This is a genomic window from Acidimicrobiales bacterium (genome assembly GCA_025455885.1).
Classification (GTDB): domain Bacteria; phylum Actinomycetota; class Acidimicrobiia; order Acidimicrobiales; family Acidimicrobilacustridaceae; genus Rhabdothermincola_A.
The window spans coordinates 143,910-159,678 of the sequence record JALOLR010000003.1; the positions used below are offsets into that span (position 1 = coordinate 143,910).

General features: G+C 72.4%; 12 protein-coding genes. 11 read left to right on the plus strand and 1 reads right to left on the minus strand.

Annotated elements, in window-relative coordinates; all coding sequences use genetic code 11:
* Window positions 1-21 precede the first annotated feature (21 nt).
* From MUE36_03735 to bioB, 4 genes are all read left to right on the plus strand, one after another.
* Window positions 22-1,137 carry a ferritin-like domain-containing protein gene (locus MUE36_03735; protein MCU0310037.1) on the plus strand — a complete coding sequence of 372 codons (1,116 nt, stop codon included), beginning with the start codon at window positions 22-24 and terminating at the stop codon, window positions 1,135-1,137.
* Window positions 1,138-1,185: 48 nt separating this feature from the next.
* A complete protein-coding gene (gene dapA / locus MUE36_03740) occupies window positions 1,186-2,070 on the plus strand; it encodes a 4-hydroxy-tetrahydrodipicolinate synthase (GenBank protein MCU0310038.1) in 885 nt (294 codons plus the stop codon).
* Between the two features lie 81 nt (window positions 2,071-2,151).
* Window positions 2,152-3,828 carry a ribonuclease J gene (locus MUE36_03745; GenBank protein MCU0310039.1) on the plus strand — a complete coding sequence of 559 codons (1,677 nt, stop codon included), beginning with the start codon at window positions 2,152-2,154 and terminating at the stop codon, window positions 3,826-3,828.
* A gap of 56 nt (window positions 3,829-3,884) precedes the next feature.
* Window positions 3,885-4,958 carry a biotin synthase BioB gene (gene bioB, locus MUE36_03750; protein MCU0310040.1) on the plus strand — a complete coding sequence of 358 codons (1,074 nt, stop codon included), beginning with the start codon at window positions 3,885-3,887 and terminating at the stop codon, window positions 4,956-4,958.
* 292 nt (window positions 4,959-5,250) lie between these two features.
* Here bioB and MUE36_03755 read toward each other — a convergent pair whose 3' ends face one another.
* Complete coding sequence (locus tag MUE36_03755; protein MCU0310041.1) at window positions 5,251-6,522, minus strand: lipase family protein; 1,272 nt, start codon at window positions 6,520-6,522, stop codon at window positions 5,251-5,253.
* A gap of 171 nt (window positions 6,523-6,693) precedes the next feature.
* On the opposite strand from MUE36_03755, the gene MUE36_03760 reads away from it, so the two are divergent.
* The 7 genes from MUE36_03760 to MUE36_03790 all read left to right on the plus strand — a co-directional run bounded on the left by MUE36_03760 (window position 6,694) and on the right by MUE36_03790 (window position 15,727).
* Window positions 6,694-9,210 carry a DNA translocase FtsK gene (locus MUE36_03760; protein ID MCU0310042.1) on the plus strand — a complete coding sequence of 839 codons (2,517 nt, stop codon included), beginning with the start codon at window positions 6,694-6,696 and terminating at the stop codon, window positions 9,208-9,210.
* A gap of 61 nt (window positions 9,211-9,271) precedes the next feature.
* The gene (locus MUE36_03765) at window positions 9,272-10,222 is read left to right on the plus strand and encodes an SMP-30/gluconolactonase/LRE family protein (GenBank protein ID MCU0310043.1); all 951 of its coding nucleotides are present in this window, start codon (window positions 9,272-9,274) and stop codon (window positions 10,220-10,222) included.
* A 43-nt stretch (window positions 10,223-10,265) separates the two neighbouring features.
* A complete protein-coding gene (locus tag MUE36_03770; protein MCU0310044.1) occupies window positions 10,266-11,186 on the plus strand; it encodes a Dyp-type peroxidase in 921 nt (306 codons plus the stop codon).
* A 72-nt stretch (window positions 11,187-11,258) separates the two neighbouring features.
* Window positions 11,259-12,566, plus strand: a complete 1,308-nt coding sequence (rimO, locus tag MUE36_03775; GenBank protein MCU0310045.1) for a 30S ribosomal protein S12 methylthiotransferase RimO — start codon at window positions 11,259-11,261, stop codon at window positions 12,564-12,566.
* On the plus strand, window positions 12,563-13,210 hold the full coding sequence (gene pgsA, locus MUE36_03780; protein MCU0310046.1) for a CDP-diacylglycerol--glycerol-3-phosphate 3-phosphatidyltransferase: 648 nt from the start codon (window positions 12,563-12,565) through the stop codon (window positions 13,208-13,210). Before rimO ends, pgsA begins: the two co-directional genes overlap by 4 nt.
* Window positions 13,211-13,238: 28 nt before the next feature.
* Complete coding sequence (locus MUE36_03785) at window positions 13,239-14,408, plus strand: low temperature requirement protein A (protein ID MCU0310047.1); 1,170 nt, start codon at window positions 13,239-13,241, stop codon at window positions 14,406-14,408.
* A gap of 74 nt (window positions 14,409-14,482) precedes the next feature.
* Window positions 14,483-15,727, plus strand: a complete 1,245-nt coding sequence (locus tag MUE36_03790; protein ID MCU0310048.1) for a competence/damage-inducible protein A — start codon at window positions 14,483-14,485, stop codon at window positions 15,725-15,727.
* Window positions 15,728-15,769 lie beyond the last annotated feature (42 nt).

Sequence of the window (15,769 nt, forward strand, 5' to 3'; positions counted from 1 at the left end):
TTCCGCCACCCAGGAGCCACCGTGACCAGCACCGAGCACCTCATCGGCCGCACCGAGATCAACGACCTCGAGGCCATCCTGCAGATCACCAACCACGACGTCGACGCGCTGGCCCACACCGTGGCCAACGAGGCCGACACCATCTTCACCTGGGACTACGCCAAGGGTGCGCGGCCGGCGCTCGAGCGGCTCTACGAGAAGGCCAAGACCTCGCAGTGGAACGGCCAGACCGACCTTCCGTGGCACCTCGACGTCGACCAGGAGCAGGTCGTCCAGGCCAACGCCGTCGCCAACAACCGCGGCGTGAACCTCGACGTCGAGGGCACGTTCTTCGAGAGCTGGGGCGACAAGGAGTGGCTCCAGCTCGGCATCGAGTCGCAGAACTGGCTGCTCAGCCAGTTCATGCACGGCGAGCAGGGCGCCCTGGTGTGCACCGCCAAGATCGTCGAGACCGTGCCGTGGATCGACGCCAAGTACTACGCCGCCACCCAGGTGATGGACGAGGCCCGCCACGTCGAGGTGTTCGCCAAGTACCTCGACGAGAAGCTGTCGGGCAGCTACCCGGTCAACGCCCACCTCCGCCTGCTGCTCGACGACATCGTGGCCGACAGCCGTTGGGACATGACCTACCTCGGCATGCAGATCATGGTCGAGGGCCTGGCCCTCGCGGCGTTCGGCTTCATGCACCAGATGACCACCGAGCCGCTCCTCAAGCAGCTGCTGCGCTACGTGATGAGCGACGAGGCACGCCACGTGGCCTTCGGGGTGCTGTCGCTCCAGGAGTTCTACGCCGGGCTCACCCAGGCCGAGATCCGCGAACGCCAGGAGTTCGCCTTCGAGGCGGCCGTGCGCATGCGCGACCGCTTCCTCCAACAGGAGGTCTGGGAGCGCATGGGCGTGCCGGTGCACGAGGCCATCTCGGTCATCATGGCCACGCCCGACCAGCAGCTCTTCCAGCAGATGTTGTTCACCAAGATCGTGCCCAACTGCCGCAAGCTCGGCCTGCTCGACGCCGGCGACGGCTGGTTGCGCGAGCGCTTCACCGAGCTCGGCGTCATCGAGTTCGAGCACGCCGAGGACACCGGCTCGGACTACGAGGCCTTCGCCCTCACCGACGCCGACCCCGTCTCCTCCTGACCCCATCCCTCGCGTGGCCCGAACAGGGTCACTGGTAGATTCGCCGTCATGCCCCGCTTCGGTCCGGTGATGACGGCGATGATCACGCCGTTCGACGATGCCGGCGACGTCGACCATGACGGTACGGCCGAGCTGGCCCGCTGGCTCGTCGAGCAGGGCAACGACGCACTGGTCGTCACCGGCACCACCGGTGAGGCGTCGTGCCTCACCGACGACGAGCAGGTGGCCGTGTGGCGCACCGTCCGCGACGCCGTCGACGCCCCGATCATCGTCGGCAGCGGCACCAACGACACCCGCCACGCCGCCGAGCTCACCGGCCGGGCCGCCGCCGCCGGTGCCGACGGCGTGCTGCTGGTCACGCCGTACTACAACCGTCCCTCCCAGGCCGGCATCGAGGCTCACTTCCGCCAGGTCGCCGCGGCCACCGACCTGCCCGTCGTCCTCTACGACATCCCCGTGCGCACCGGGCGCAAGATCAGTGACGAGGTCATCCTGCGCCTCGCCCGCGAGGTGCCGAACGTCGTGGCGCTCAAGGACGCCGCCGGCCACCCCGGCGACACGGCCCGGCTCATCGCCGCCGCCCCCGACGGCTTCGAGGTCTACTCCGGCGACGACCCCCTCACGCTGCCCCTCCTGGCCGTCGGCGCGGTCGGGGTCATCGGGGTGGCCACCCACTGGTGCGCGCCGGTGATGGCCGAGATGATCGCCGCCCACGCCAAGGGCGATGTGGCCCACGCCATCGAGCTCAACACCCGGATGATCGAGAGCTTCGAGTTCGAGACCGGCGACCTCGCCCCCAACCCGCTGCCCACCAAGGCCATGATGCGGGCCCTCGGCCGGCCCGCCGGCCACTGCCGCCCGCCGGCCGGGCCGCCGCCCGAGGGGCTCGAGGCGCGCGCCCTCGAGGTCCACCGGCGGCTCTACCCGGCGTGACGCCCTCCGGTCGACGTCGACCCGGCGCCCGCCGATCCCCACTCCCCCCGACACGAGGTCCGCACATGCCCGAGGCCACGAATGGCTGACACCGCCACGCCCGCACCCGTCAAGGTCACCTTCCTCGGAGGGCTCGGCGAGATCGGTCGCAACTGCGCCTGCATCGAGGTCGACGGCGCCATCATGCTGCTCGACTGCGGCCTCATGTTCCCCGACCTCGACATGCTCGGCGTCGACCTCGTACTACCCGACCTCACCTACCTGCACGAGAACGCCGAGCGCATCGTCGGCTGCATCGCCACCCACGGCCACGAGGACCACACGGGGGCGCTCTCGTTCCTGCTCCGTGAGCTGTCGTTCCCGATCTACGGGTCGGCGCTCACCCTCGGCCTCGCCCGCAACCGCATCGAGGAGGCCGGGCTGCTCGACCGCACCGAGTTCGTCCCGGTCAAGGACGGCGAACGGCGCCGCATCGGTCCGTTCGACGTCGAGTTCATCCCCGTCACCCACTCGGTGCCCCACGGCTTCGCGACCGCGTTCCACACCCCGCAGGGGGTCATCCTCCACAGCGGCGACTTCAAGATCGACCTCACTCCTGTCGACGGTCGACTCACCGACCTCGGCCGCATCGGCGCCATCGCCGGCACCGACGGCGTACGGCTCCTGTTGTCGGACTCCACCAACGCCGACGAGCACGGCCACTCGGCGTCGGAGACGACCGTGGGCAGCGTCCTCTACGACCTCTTCCACGCCTACGAGGGCCGGCGGATCATCACCACCTGCTTCGCCAGCCACGTCCACCGCGTGCAACAGATCGCCGACGCGGCGATGGCCTTCGACCGCACCGTGGCCACCATGGGCATGTCGATGAAGAAGAACGTCCGACTGGCCCGCGAGATGGGCCTGTTGAAGATCCCCGACCACCGCCTGCGCGACATCGACGACATCGCCGACCTCGACCCCGCCAAGGTCTGCATCATCTCCACCGGGTCCCAGGGCGAGCCGATGTCGGCGCTGGCCCTCATGGCCGCCAACGAGAACCGGTGGCTGAAGCTGTCCGACAACGACGTCGTGATCATGAGCTCGCACCCCATCCCGGGCAACGAGCAGGACGTCTCCAAGGTCATCGACGGCCTCCTGCGCGCCGGGGCCGAGGTCGTCCACTCCGGCATCGCCGACGTGCACGCCTCCGGCCACGCCAAGGCCGAGGAGTTGAAGCTCCTCCTCTCGATCACCAGGCCCGAGTGGTTCGTGCCGGTGCACGGCGAGTACCGCCACCTCATGGCCCACGCCCGCCACGGCCGTACGATGGGGGTGCCCGCCGACAACGTGATGGTCTGTCTCGACGGCGACCAGCTCACCCTCGACGCCGAGGGACTGCGTCGCAGCGGTCAGGTGCCGGCCGGGTTCCTCTACGTCGACGGGATCATCGGCGACGTCGGCGACGGCGTGCTGCGCGACCGGCGGGTGCTGGCCGACGAGGGCGTGGTCGTCGTGATCGTCGGCGTCGACGTGACCACCGGGGCGGTGCTCATGGGCCCCGAGATCATCACCCGGGGCTGGGTGTACGCCCCCGAGGCCGAGGACCTGCTCGAGCAGTGCGCCGAGCGGGTGCGTGACGCGATCAAGGACGCCTTCCAGCACGACGCCACCACGATCGAGGACCTGCAACGCCACGTCCGCCGCGCCGCCGGGCGCTTCGTGAACCAGCAGACCAAGCGGCGTCCGATGATCGTCCCGGTGGTGATGGAGGCCTGAACCAGGGGCCCCGGACCGTCCGGGCGCGCCGCCGGCGAGCACTAGCCTCTCCGCCCATGTCCGACGTTCCCGTCGCCCTGTCGCCGAACCCGCGTGACTCCGCTCCGCCCCGTCCCCGGCTGTCGTCCGACGACGCCCGCAGGGCGATCCGCGCCGCCGAGGCGGCACTGCTCGACGAGCGCCGCCAGCTCCGCCCCGACGAGCTGGCCACCCTCGCCGACGTGCCCGACGCCTCGGTGCCGATGCTGGCCGCGCTGGCCCACGAGGTGCGCCTCGCGTGGTGCGGCGACACCGTCGAGGTCGAGGGCATCCTCTCGGCCAAGACCGGCGGGTGCCCCGAGGACTGCCACTTCTGCAGCCAGTCGGCCAAGTTCGAGTCGCCCGTGCAGGCCACGCCGTTCCTGGACACCGCCGACGTGCTCGCCGCGGCCCGTGAGACCGCCGCCCTCGGGGCCAGCGAGTTCTGCATCGTCCTCGCCATCCGCGGCCCCGACGAGCGGACCATGGAACGGGTGCTCGAGCTCGTGCCGCTGGTGAAGGACGAGACCGGCCTCGACGTGGCCGTGAGCGCCGGCGTCCTCACCCCCGAACAGGCCCGACGCTTCGCCGCCGGTGGGGTCCACCGCTACAACCACAACCTGGAGACGGCCGAGTCGTTCTTCCCCGAGGTCGTCACCACCCACACGTGGGCCGAGCGCTTCGACACCTGTCGGCTGGTGCGTGACGAGGGCATGGAGCTGTGCTGCGGCGTGCTGCTCGGCATGGGCGAGTCCGTCGAGCAGCGCCTCGAGCTGCTCGAGCAGCTCCGGTCCGTCGAGCCCCACGAGGTGCCGGTCAACTTCCTCAACCCCCGACCGGGCACCCCGTTCGCCGGCCGCCCGCTCGTCGAGCCGCTCGAGGCGATCCGCTGGATCGCGCTGTTCCGCCTCGCGCTGCCGTCGGTGATCCTGCGCTACGCCGGCGGCCGCGAGGTGACGCTGAGAGAGCTGCAGGCCCTGGGCCTGACGAGCGGCATCAACGCCCTCATCGTCGGCAACTACCTCACCACGCTCGGCCGCTCGCCCGACGAGGACCTCCAGATGCTCGACGACCTCGCCATGCCGATCGGCGCGCTGTCGAAGGCCCTCTGACCGTTGGTCCCGGAGGCCGCCCACTGCACCTGGTGCGGCACAACGCTGGCCGAGCACGTCGTCCCGTCGTGCTCCCGGCCGCTGGAGCCCCCCCGGTTCTGCCCGACCTGCGGGCGTCGTCTCCGTGTGCAGGTCCACCCCACCGGTTGGGACGCCCGCTGCCGCGACCACGGCGTCATCGAGTCCTGACCTCTCACCCCTCGCCCGAACTGTTGAGCGCTCCGCTCGTCTGGGCGAGCTGGGGACGCAACAGTTCGGAAGCAGGGGAGGGCGAGCCGGTCGGGGGAGGGGCCTACGTCGGCGGGCAGGACTGGGTCTCGGGCACCGGAGGGCCGACCGGCTGGTAGGGGTCGGGCGCCGATTCGCCGGCGAAGCGGTCGTCGATCCAGCGCAACATGTCCGCGAACGACGCCGTCACGACCCCGCCGTGGGTCTGGTCCGGGTACACCCAGCGCTGTGTCACCTGGCCGATCGCGCACATCTGGTCGAACAGCAGGGCGCTCGACGCAACCGGGATCTGCTCGTCGCTCCCACCGTGGATGATGAGCAGCGGAGCCGTCGCGGGCGTGGTGAACGTCCCCGGGTCGTTCTCGCGCAGCAGGGCGTTCCACGTGGGCACCGTGGCCGGGTCCGCCTTCTGCAGGGTGGACATGTCGACGCCCGCGAACTGGGCAGCGAGGTCGCCGGTGCACGCCTCGCCGACCTCGTCCAAGAGGTCCAGCCCGGCGGGGGTGAGCACCTCGTCGAGCGGCGCGGCCTCATCGCCGTACGCGGCGTTGATGGCCGCAGCGACCATCGCGATGTAGTGGCGGTAGGGGCTGGTCTGCAACGCGGCGTTGATCAACAGCAGCTGTGACGGCGGCGCACCTGCCACCACCCCCAGCTGCTGGAGCTCCGGGGCCCACTCCTCACCGATGTCGAGGGTGAACATGGCTGCGTGACCGCCCTGGGAGTGGCCCCACACCACGTAGCGGTCGCTGACGTCGAGGTCGGGGAGGTTGCGGGCCGCCCGCACGCTGTCGATCGTGCCGCGGGCCTCGCTGTCGCCGACGATGTAGGGGTGCAGCCCGGGGGTGCCGAGGCCCTCGAAGTCGCTGGCGGTGACCAGGTAGCCGGCGTCGAGCAAGGGGTTGGCCAGCGGGGCGAGCTCGTCGGCGTCGAGCGACGGAGCACACGTGTCGGCCAGACCCTCCGTGCCGTGGGCCCAGCTCACCACCGGGTAGCCGCCCTCCGGGGCGGGGGACGACGGCACGACGATCAGCCCGGTGACGGCGATGTCCTCGCCCTGCACCGACTCGGAGTGGTACATCACCCGCCACGTGGTCCCGTTCACACCGGCCACGTCGAGCCGCTCGGCGGCGATGAGGTCACCCGGCTCCCCCGGGGGGAGTGGGTCGGGCACGCCGTAGAAGGCGGGCAGGCCGACCGGCGGGGCGAGCGTGGCGGTCGGTGCGGCCGTGGTGGCGGTCGACGAATCGTCGCCGGTCGACGAGCACGCGCCACCCACCAGGGCCAGGCCCACGACGAGCGCGACCCACCGGGCGGTTCTGGTCCTGCGATGCATCGGTTCCCCTCGTCGATCCCTCGCCCCGCGAGCGGAGCCTTCTCACCGTGACGTTACCCACCGGTCGTCGCCTGTCGGCACCCCAGGGACCGGTCCCCGCGTCCGTCCCCGGGGACCGGTACCCTCGGGAGCGGCGCGCGGAGTGGGGCCCCGAACGGAACGCGCACGCCTGTGGCCACTCAGCAACGCTCCAGCACGAAACGGTCGAAGTCCACCTCCGGGCGGTCGTCGTCGGCAGGCTCCCGGCGCCCCACCGGGGGCGCCAAGGCGGCCGCACCGAAGGGTCGACCGGCCAGCGCCGCCCGTCCTGCGGGACCCGGCCCGATCCGGCGCGCCTTCGAGGGCCACGGCCACGACGTCTGGGGGGTCGCCCTCGTCGCCCTCGGCCTCCTGAGCGGCCTCGGGATCTACCTCGACCTCGCCGGGCCCCTCGGACGCGGCCTCGGCGACGCATTCGGCGCGCTGGTCGGTGTGCTGCGGGTCCTCGTGCCGGTGGCCCTCGTCGTCCTCGGGGCCCTGTTGCTGCGAGGCCCGGCGCCCGAAGCGGACCGGCGCCCCCTCACCCGCGCCGTCGTCGGCTCGGTGCTGGTGCTCCTCGCCGCCACCGGGCTGTTCCACCTCGCGAAGGGCGCACCGGCGTTCGGCGAGCCGCTCGCGGGCTTCATCGACGCCGGCGGCTACGTCGGCGCGCTGGTGGCCAACCCGCTCCAGGGTCTGCTGGCCCGCTGGGGGGCGTCGCTGCTGCTCGTCGCCCTCGGGGTGGTCGGCCTGGTCATCCTCACCGGGGTGTCGGTGCGCACCGCCGCCGGTCGGACCGCCGACACGGTCAAGCCGGTGCACGGAGTGGCGCGCCGCGCCCTCGACTCGTTGTTCGTGCTCGGTCGCGCCACCCCGCCCGCCGACGCAGGCGACGACCGACCCGAGCTCTTCGACGGCGAGGCCGGCGACGACCTGGCGCCTCGGCAGATCCGGCCCGGCGACGACCAGGGCGAGGGTGCCCCGCAGGTGTTCGTGGCCGGCGAGGACGATGCCGGTCTCCTCGACGTCGACCCCGACGAGCTCGACGCCATCATCGACCCCGGCGCCCACGACGACCTCGAGCTCGACCTGCGCGACGACGAGCCGGTCCTGCACGTGCCGACCGACGGGCCCGTCGAGGTCGAGCAGCTGGCCATGCCGATCGTCCCCGCGGTGAAGCCCCGGGCGTGGAAGCTGCCCCCGGCGAAGCTCCTCGACCGCTCCGAGCACCAGGAGGTCGATCGGGCCCGTGTGGAGGAGCGGGGTCGCACGCTGGAGAGCGCCCTCGCCGAGCACGGCGTCGACACCCGCCTGGTGGGGATGGTCGTCGGGCCGACGGTCACCCGTTACGAGCTCGAGCTGGCGCCCGGCGTGAAGGTGGCCCGGGTGACCAGTCTGCACAAGGACATCGCCTACGCCATGGCCTCGGCCGACGTACGCATCCTCGCCCCGATCCCCGGCAAGCAGGCCATCGGCATCGAGGTCCCCAACGACAGCCGCCAACTCGTCGCCGTCGGCGACATCCTGGCCTCCCCCGAGGCGAGAGCCGCCACGAACCCCCTCGAGGTCGTGATCGGCCGTGACATCAACGGGCGCGCCGTCATGGCCGACCTGGCCAAGATGCCCCACCTCCTCATCGCCGGGGCGACCGGAGCGGGCAAGTCGTCGGGCATCAATTCGCTGATCACCTCGATCCTGATGCGCACCACCCCCGACGAGGTCCGCCTGATCCTCGTCGACCCCAAGCGGGTCGAGCTCGGCCAGTACAACCGCCTGCCCCACCTGCTCACCCAGGTCGTCACCAACCCGAAGAAGGCGGCCAACGCCCTCTCCTGGGCGGTGCGGGAGATGGAGCGCCGCTACGACCTGCTCAGCGAGATCGGCTTCCGCGACATCAACGGCTACAACGCCGCCTTCGACCGCGGCGAGCTGTACCGCGACCCGTCGGAGGGCGTCGAGTACCAGCGCCTTCCGTACATCCTCATCGTCGTCGACGAGCTCAACGACCTGATGATGGTGGCGGCCCGTGACGTCGAGGAGTCGATCTGTCGCATCGCCCAGATGGCCCGTGCCGTCGGCATCCACCTCGTCATCGCCACCCAGCGCCCCTCGGTGAACGTCATCACCGGCGTGATCAAGGCCAACGTCCCCGCCCGTCTCGCGTTCGCCGTCTCGAGCCTCGCCGACAGCCGGGTCATCCTCGACCAGGGCGGGGCCGAGAAGCTCCTCGGGCGCGGCGACATGCTGTTGCTCGGCCCGAGCTCCAGCGTCGCCCAGCGCATCCAGGGGGCGTGGGTCACCGAGGCCGAGGTCCGGGCGGTGGTCGGGTTCTGGCGGCGCCAGCAGCCCGAGGTCGCCTACGACGAGGCCGTCCAGGGCAGCGACGAGGGCTCCGCGGGCGCCGCCGGGACCGTCGGCGCCGGTGGGGGCGGTGGGGACGACGACGACGAGGAGCTCACCCGCCAGGCGATGGAGCTCGTCGTGCGCTCCCAGCTCGGGTCCACGTCGATGCTCCAACGCAAGCTGCGGGTGGGCTTCGCCCGCGCCGGCCGACTGATGGACCTGCTCGAGCAACAGGGTGTGGTCGGGCCCTCCGAGGGCTCGAAGGCCCGCGCCGTGCTCATGACCCCCGAGGAGCTCGACGGCGCCGGGCCCGACGACGCCGCCTGATCCGCTCCCCGCTCTCCCCGCCCACGCCGCAGGCCCGCGGCGATCGGTGGTAGAGGAGGGCATGCCCGACCGCCTCCCCACCGCCGGCGACGCCACCACCCTGGCGACCGGACTGCGCTTCCCAGAGGGCCCCGTGGCCCTCGCCGACGGCTCGACGATCCTCACCGAGATCGCCGGGGCCTGTGTCACCCGGATCGGGCCCGACGGCACGCCGGCCCACGTCGCCGACGTCCCCGGTGGTCCGAACGGGCTCGCCGTCGCCGGCGACACCCTCCTGGTGTGCAACAACGGCGGCTTCTTCGTCTTCACCGAGACCGACGGGTTGACCGTCCCCGGCCACGGGAACGAGGCGTGGCGGGGCGGGAGCATCGACCGGGTCGACCCGTCCACCGGGGCGCTCGAGGCGCTCTACACCCACTGCCACGGCGACCGGCTCCAGGCCCCCAACGACCTGGTGCTCGATGGGGCCGGGGGCTTCTGGTTCACCGACCACGGGGTGCGGGCCGACGGCTCGGCAGGTGGGGGAGCGGCGGGCGTCCACTGGGCGGCCGTCGACGGATCGGCGATCCGCCCCGCGGCGTTCGGGGTCGACGCCCCCAACGGCATCGGTCTCTCCCCCGACGCCACGGTGCTCCACGTCGCCGAGACCTATGCCGGGCGGGTGTGGTCGTGGCCGGTCGTCGGTCCCGGTGAGCTGGGCCGCCACCCCGACGCCCACCCCGACGCGCCGCACGGGGGGCGGCTCCTCTACGACGCCCCCGACGGGCACCTGTTCGACTCCCTCGCCGTCGACGCCGGTGGTTTCGTCGTCGTGGGCACCCTCGGCGCGGGCGGCCTCACGGTGATCGACCCCGACGGCGGCGGTGGGGTCCACATCCCCCTCGACGATCCGCTGGTCACCAACGTCTGCTTCGGCGGTCCCGACGGGCGCACCGCCCACTGCACCGGGTCCGGGTGGGGCACCCTCTTCACGCTGCCGTGGCCCCGGCCCGGGGCGCCGCTGCACACCTAGGGCGAGCGGATCCGGCCCGCGGCCCGATCGCTACCATCCGGGCGTGCCCACCCCGAACCTCGTCCCCCAGCCCGGCATCTTCGCCCAGGGCACCCGCAGCCACCACCTGCTCGAGCTCGCCGTCGGACCCTCGGCCACGGATGGCGAGATCCGCGCCGCCCTCGCCGCCGTCCGCCAGCCGACCGTGACCGCCGGGGGGATCAACCTCGTCCTCGGGCTCGGCGCCTCGCTGTGGCACCGGCTGCGCCGCGACGACACCCCCGCGGACCTCGCCCCCTTCCCGGCCCTCGACGGCCTCGACGGCCACACCGCCCCCTCGACCCAGGGCGACGTGTGGGTCTGGGTCCACGGCACCGGCGAGGACGTGGTCTTCGACGCCGCCCGAGCCACGGTGGCGGCTCTCGCCCCGGTGGCCGCCGTCGTGCTCGAGCAGCCCGGCTTCGTGTACCACGACAGCCGTGACCTGACCGGCTTCGTCGACGGGTCGGCCAACCCGCCCCTGGCCGATGCGTTCGAGGTGGCGTGCATCCCCGACGGTCTCCCGGGGGCTGGCGGCAGCCACGTCCTCGCCCAGCGATGGGTGCACGACCTCGACGGCTTCCACGCGCTGCCGGTCGCCGAGCAGGAACGGGTGATCGGCAGGACCAAGCCCGACAGCGTCGAGCTCGACGACGCCCACAAGCCCGCCGACGCCCACATCGCCCGGGTCGAGATCGACCTCGACGGGGAGGAGGCCGAGATCTACCGACGCTCGGTCCCGTACGGGCGAGTGGGGGAGATGGGGTTGTACTTCCTGGCCTTCAGCGTCGAGCAGCGCCGCTTCCGCGTGATGCTGGAGCGGATGTTCGGCCTGGCCGACGGGATGCGCGACCGCCTGACCGACTTCTCCCGGCCCAACTCGGGGGCGTACTACTTCGCGCCCTCGATGGGGGCCCTCGACGACCTGCTCGGCGGGGCCCTCTGAGACGACCTCGACCGGACGCGTCGGCCCCGGCATGTGGTCGACGTGGCGGGCGCCCACCTAGCATGGCCGGCCATGCCCGAGCGCTACTGGATCGAGACGCTCGGCTGCCCCAAGAACCAGGTCGACTCCGACAAGCTGGTGGGTCGCCTCCTCGCCGACGGGCTCGTCGAGGCCGCCTCCGCCGAGCAGGCCGACCTGGTGGTGGTCAACACCTGCGCGTTCGTCGAGGAGGCCCGCCAGGAGTCCGTCGACACGATCCTCGCCCTCGACGATGCCCGTCGCGACGGCGCCCGCCTCGTGGTCACCGGGTGCATGGCCGAGCGTTACGGCACCGAGCTCGCCGAGGCGCTGCCCGAGGTGGACGCCGTCGCCGGGTTCGGCGTGCCGGTCACCCTGGGCCGTCGCCCTGATCCTGCGGCTCCCGCCGTCCAGGCCTTCGATCTGCTCGAGCTCCCCCGACCGCCGGCCACCGCCCCGTGGGCCTACGTCAAGGTGGCCGAGGGCTGCGACCGGGCCTGCGGGTTCTGTGCCATCCCCAGCTTCCGGGGTCCGCAGCGGTCGCGCGCCCTCGCCGACGTGCTCGCCGAGGTCGACGGGCTCGGTGCGCGTGAGATCGTGCTGGTCGCCCAGGACCTCGCCGCCTACGGCCGTGACCAGGGGGTGGGGGAGCGGGCCATCGTCCCGCTGGTCGAGGCCGTCGCCGCCCGTGTCGACCGCACCCGGCTCCTGTACCTCTACCCCTCGGACCTCACCGACGCCCTCATCGACGCCGTCCTGGCCACCGGTGTCCCGTACTTCGACCTGTCCCTCCAACACGTTGCACCCGAGCTGATGCGGCGCATGCGGCGGTGGGGCGACGGCGAGCGGTTCCTGCGCCGCATCGACGACATCCGTCGCCGTGACCCCGGCGCCACGTTCCGGTCGAACTTCATCGTCGGCTACCCCGGTGAGCGCGAGGAGCACCACGACGCCCTCCTGCGCTTCGTGGCCGACGCCCAGCTCGACTGGTGCGGGTTCTTCGCGTTCTCGAACGAGGAGGGCACCCACGCTGCCGGTCTCGACGGGCACGTGCCCCGGTCGTTGATCGACGAGCGCCTGGCCGAGCTGCGCGAGCTCCAGGACGGCGTCACCGCCGCCCGACGTGACCGGTTGATCGGTGCGGTGGTCGACGTGCTCGTGGACGAACCCGGCCAGGGCCGAACGCACCGCGAAGCCCCGGAGATCGACGGGGTCGTGCTCGTGCCCGACACCCTCGAGGTCGGCACCATCGTCAGCGTCCGGGTGGTCGACGCGCTGGGCCCCGACCTGGTGGCCGAGCCGCTCGACCAGGCCCTCGCCCCGGCCACCGGCGCCCTGGGGGGCACGGGGGTGGGGGCGTGAGCGAGTCAGGGGCCCAGCCCACCCAGCCCCGGCCCGACCAGCCCCGGCCCGACCACGGGGCCGACGACGCCCCCGCCGGGTACGGGCCCTCGGCGCTGGCCACGCCGGCCAACGCCCTCACCGTGGTCCGGCTGCTGGTCTCCCCTCTCCTCTTCGCCATGATCAGCGACACCCCGAGCGGTTGGCTCGTCTGGTTCGTCTTCACCGCCCTCTCGCTCACCGACGGTGTCGACGGGTGGATCGCCCGTCGTTACGGCACCACCCGGAGCGGAGCGTTCCTCGACCCGCTCGCCGACAAGATCCTCGTGCTCGGCTCGATGTTCGCCCTCGTCGCGGTCGACCGCTTCCCGGTGTGGCCGGTGGCCGTCATCGCCGTGCGGGAGGTGGCCATCAGCCTGTACCGCGTCTACTGGGGCCGGCGCGGGCTGGCGGTGCCGGCCCGACGTTCGGCCAAGGCCAAGACCCTCGTGCAGTCCCTCGCCGTGGGGGCCGTGCTCATGCCCCCGCTGACCGACGTCACCTGGCTGGCCGACTCGCTGCTCTACCTGGCCGTGGCCCTCGCGGTGATCAGCGCGGCGCAGTACCTGCTCGACGGGCGTCGCGCCGCGACGGCGAGGGGCGACCGCAGCGGCCTCGTCGGGTGAGCCCCGACGCACCCGGGGCGGTCCGGCGGTGACCGCCGAGCGGGACGGCGGGCCCGAGCAGGCCGCCCCCACCGGGTCGGCGGCTCCCGCCGTCGGGTTCCTCGAGCTGTTCTACGACCTGGTCTTCGTGGCCGCCACCATGGTCGTGTCCAACGTCTTCTCCGCCGACGTCAGCTGGTCCGGCGCGTTCACCTGCGCGCTGCTCTTCGCGTTGCTGTGGCTGCTGTGGTTCCACACCACGACGCTGGCCAACGTCGAACGCACCGACGACCTCACCCATCGGGTGCTCGTGCTGGTGCAGATGTTCTTCATCACGCTCACGGTGGTCGCCTTCGCCAACCGGGAGACCTCCGCCAGCGACTTCGTCGGGATCACCTACGCCGTGGCGGTGTTCTCGGTGGCCTATCTCCACCATCGCGCCGCACAGACCTCCCCGCAGGCGGGCGCCTGGGCGCGGCGACGTCGCGACCGCCTCGTGGTCGCCGGGCTCCTCGTGCTGTCCACCGGGCTCTTCGACGATCGGCTCGACGACGTGGCGCTCTTCCTGGCGATCGTCGTGTTGGTGGTGCCCTCGGCGCTCGGGAGCGGACGGAAGGCGCCGGCGCCCCCCGTCGACGTCCACCACCTCGTCGAACGTGGCGCGCTGCTCACCCTGATCATGTGCGGCGAGGCGTTCGTCAAGGTCGGTCTCGTCGTCTCCACCGGCACGATCGAGGCGTCCGACGTGCTGGCGATGGTCGTCGAGTTCGTCGGCGTGTTCGCCATCTTCTTCATCTACTTCGACGACATCCCCAAGGCCGGCGTGCGGCCCGGAACCGGCAAGGGTGAGCTGTGGGCGCTCGCCCACCTCCCGCTCCACATCGGCATCGTCGGTGTGGCCATCGGCATCTCGAAGTTCCTGCAGACCGCCAGCCACCCGGTGCACGACGAGGTCAGTGTGATCCTCGGGGTGAGCTTCGCCCTCGTCTACGCAGGACTCGCCGTCGTGGGATCGCTGGGCCTGCGCACCCCCATCGGCCCGCTGACCGCCGCCCGCCTCGGCGCGCTCGGTGTGGTCCTCGTCCTCTCCGGGCTGTCGTGGGGTGTGGGCTGGTTCACCCCCGGGCAACTGCTCGTGGGCCTCGCCGTCCTCGCCGTCGCGCACGCCGCGCTGGCCGCCCGGCTGCGCCGCTCGACGACGGTGCCGGCCGTCAACTGAGGATCCGCCGGTCGCGCCCACCGGGTAGCGTCGCCGGGCCGAGCCGGGGAGGACGTCGTGGGCAGGAGCATGGTGTGAACTGCGAGGTGGTGGCCGTCGGGACCGAACTGCTGCTCGGCCAGATCGTCGACACCAACTCGTCGTGGATCGGCGAGCAGCTCGCCCTGGCCGGCATCGACTCCTACGTGCAGACCAAGGTCGGCGACAACTGGGACCGGATCTCGGCCGCGCTGCGGACGGCGCTCGGTCGCAGCGACGCGGTGATCGTGTGCGGAGGGTTGGGCCCCACCCAGGACGACATCACCCGCGACGTGATCGCCGAGGTGATGGGCGTCGAGCTGGTCGAGGACCCCGAGGTCGTCGAGCGGCTCGCCGCGATGTTCGGCGGCCGCGGCCGCGAGATGCCGGCCAACAACCTGCGCCAGGCCCTCGTGCCCGTGGGGGCCGCCCGCATCCCCCAACAGCCGGGCACCGCCCCCGGCCTGGTGTGTCCCGTGGGCGACAAGGTGATCTTCGCGGTGCCGGGCGTCCCCTACGAGATGAAGGAGATGGTGGCCGGAACGGTGATCCCCGAGCTGCGCCGGCGCGCCGGCGACACCGGCGTCATCCGCAGCCGCACCGTACGCACCTGGGGTCACAGCGAGTCGGGCATCGCCGAGATCCTCGCCGATCGCATCGAGGAGCTTGACCGCTCCGATCCGGACAGCCGGGCGACGATCGCCTTCCTGGCCAGCGGCATCGAGGGCCTGAAGGTGCGCCTCACGGCCAAGGCGCCCACCGCCGACGCCGCCGAGGCCGTCCTCGGTCAGGAGGTCGACCTCGTGGCCGAGCTCCTCGACGGCTACGTCTTCTCGGTCGACGACGAACCGATGGAGGTCGTGGTGCTCGACCTGCTCCGGGCGGCCGAGCTGAGCCTGGGCGTCGCCGAGTCGGTCACCGGTGGGCTCGTCACCGCCCGCCTCACCGGGGTCCCGGGGGCGAGCGAGGTGCTGCGCGGTGGGGTCACCGCCTACGCCGGCGAGGTCAAGTTCGACGTGCTCGGCGTGCCGGTCGGGCCGGTCGTCTCCGACGACGCCGCGGCCGCGATGGCCGAGGGGGTCTGCCGAGTGCTCGGCGCCGACGTCGGGCTGGCCACCACCGGCGTCGCCGGGCCGGACCCCCAGGAGGGCATCGCCCCGGGGACCGTCCACATCGCCAGCCACCTCGACGGCGTCACCGAGACGGCCATGATCCGGTTGCCCGGCGGGCGCGACCAGATCCGCCAGTTCACGGTGATCTCCGTGCTCGACCACCTGCGCCGCCGTCTCCTCGCCCGCTGAGGCGGGCGGGTCCTCGGCGCAGGGAGCGGGCCCCTCGCTCGG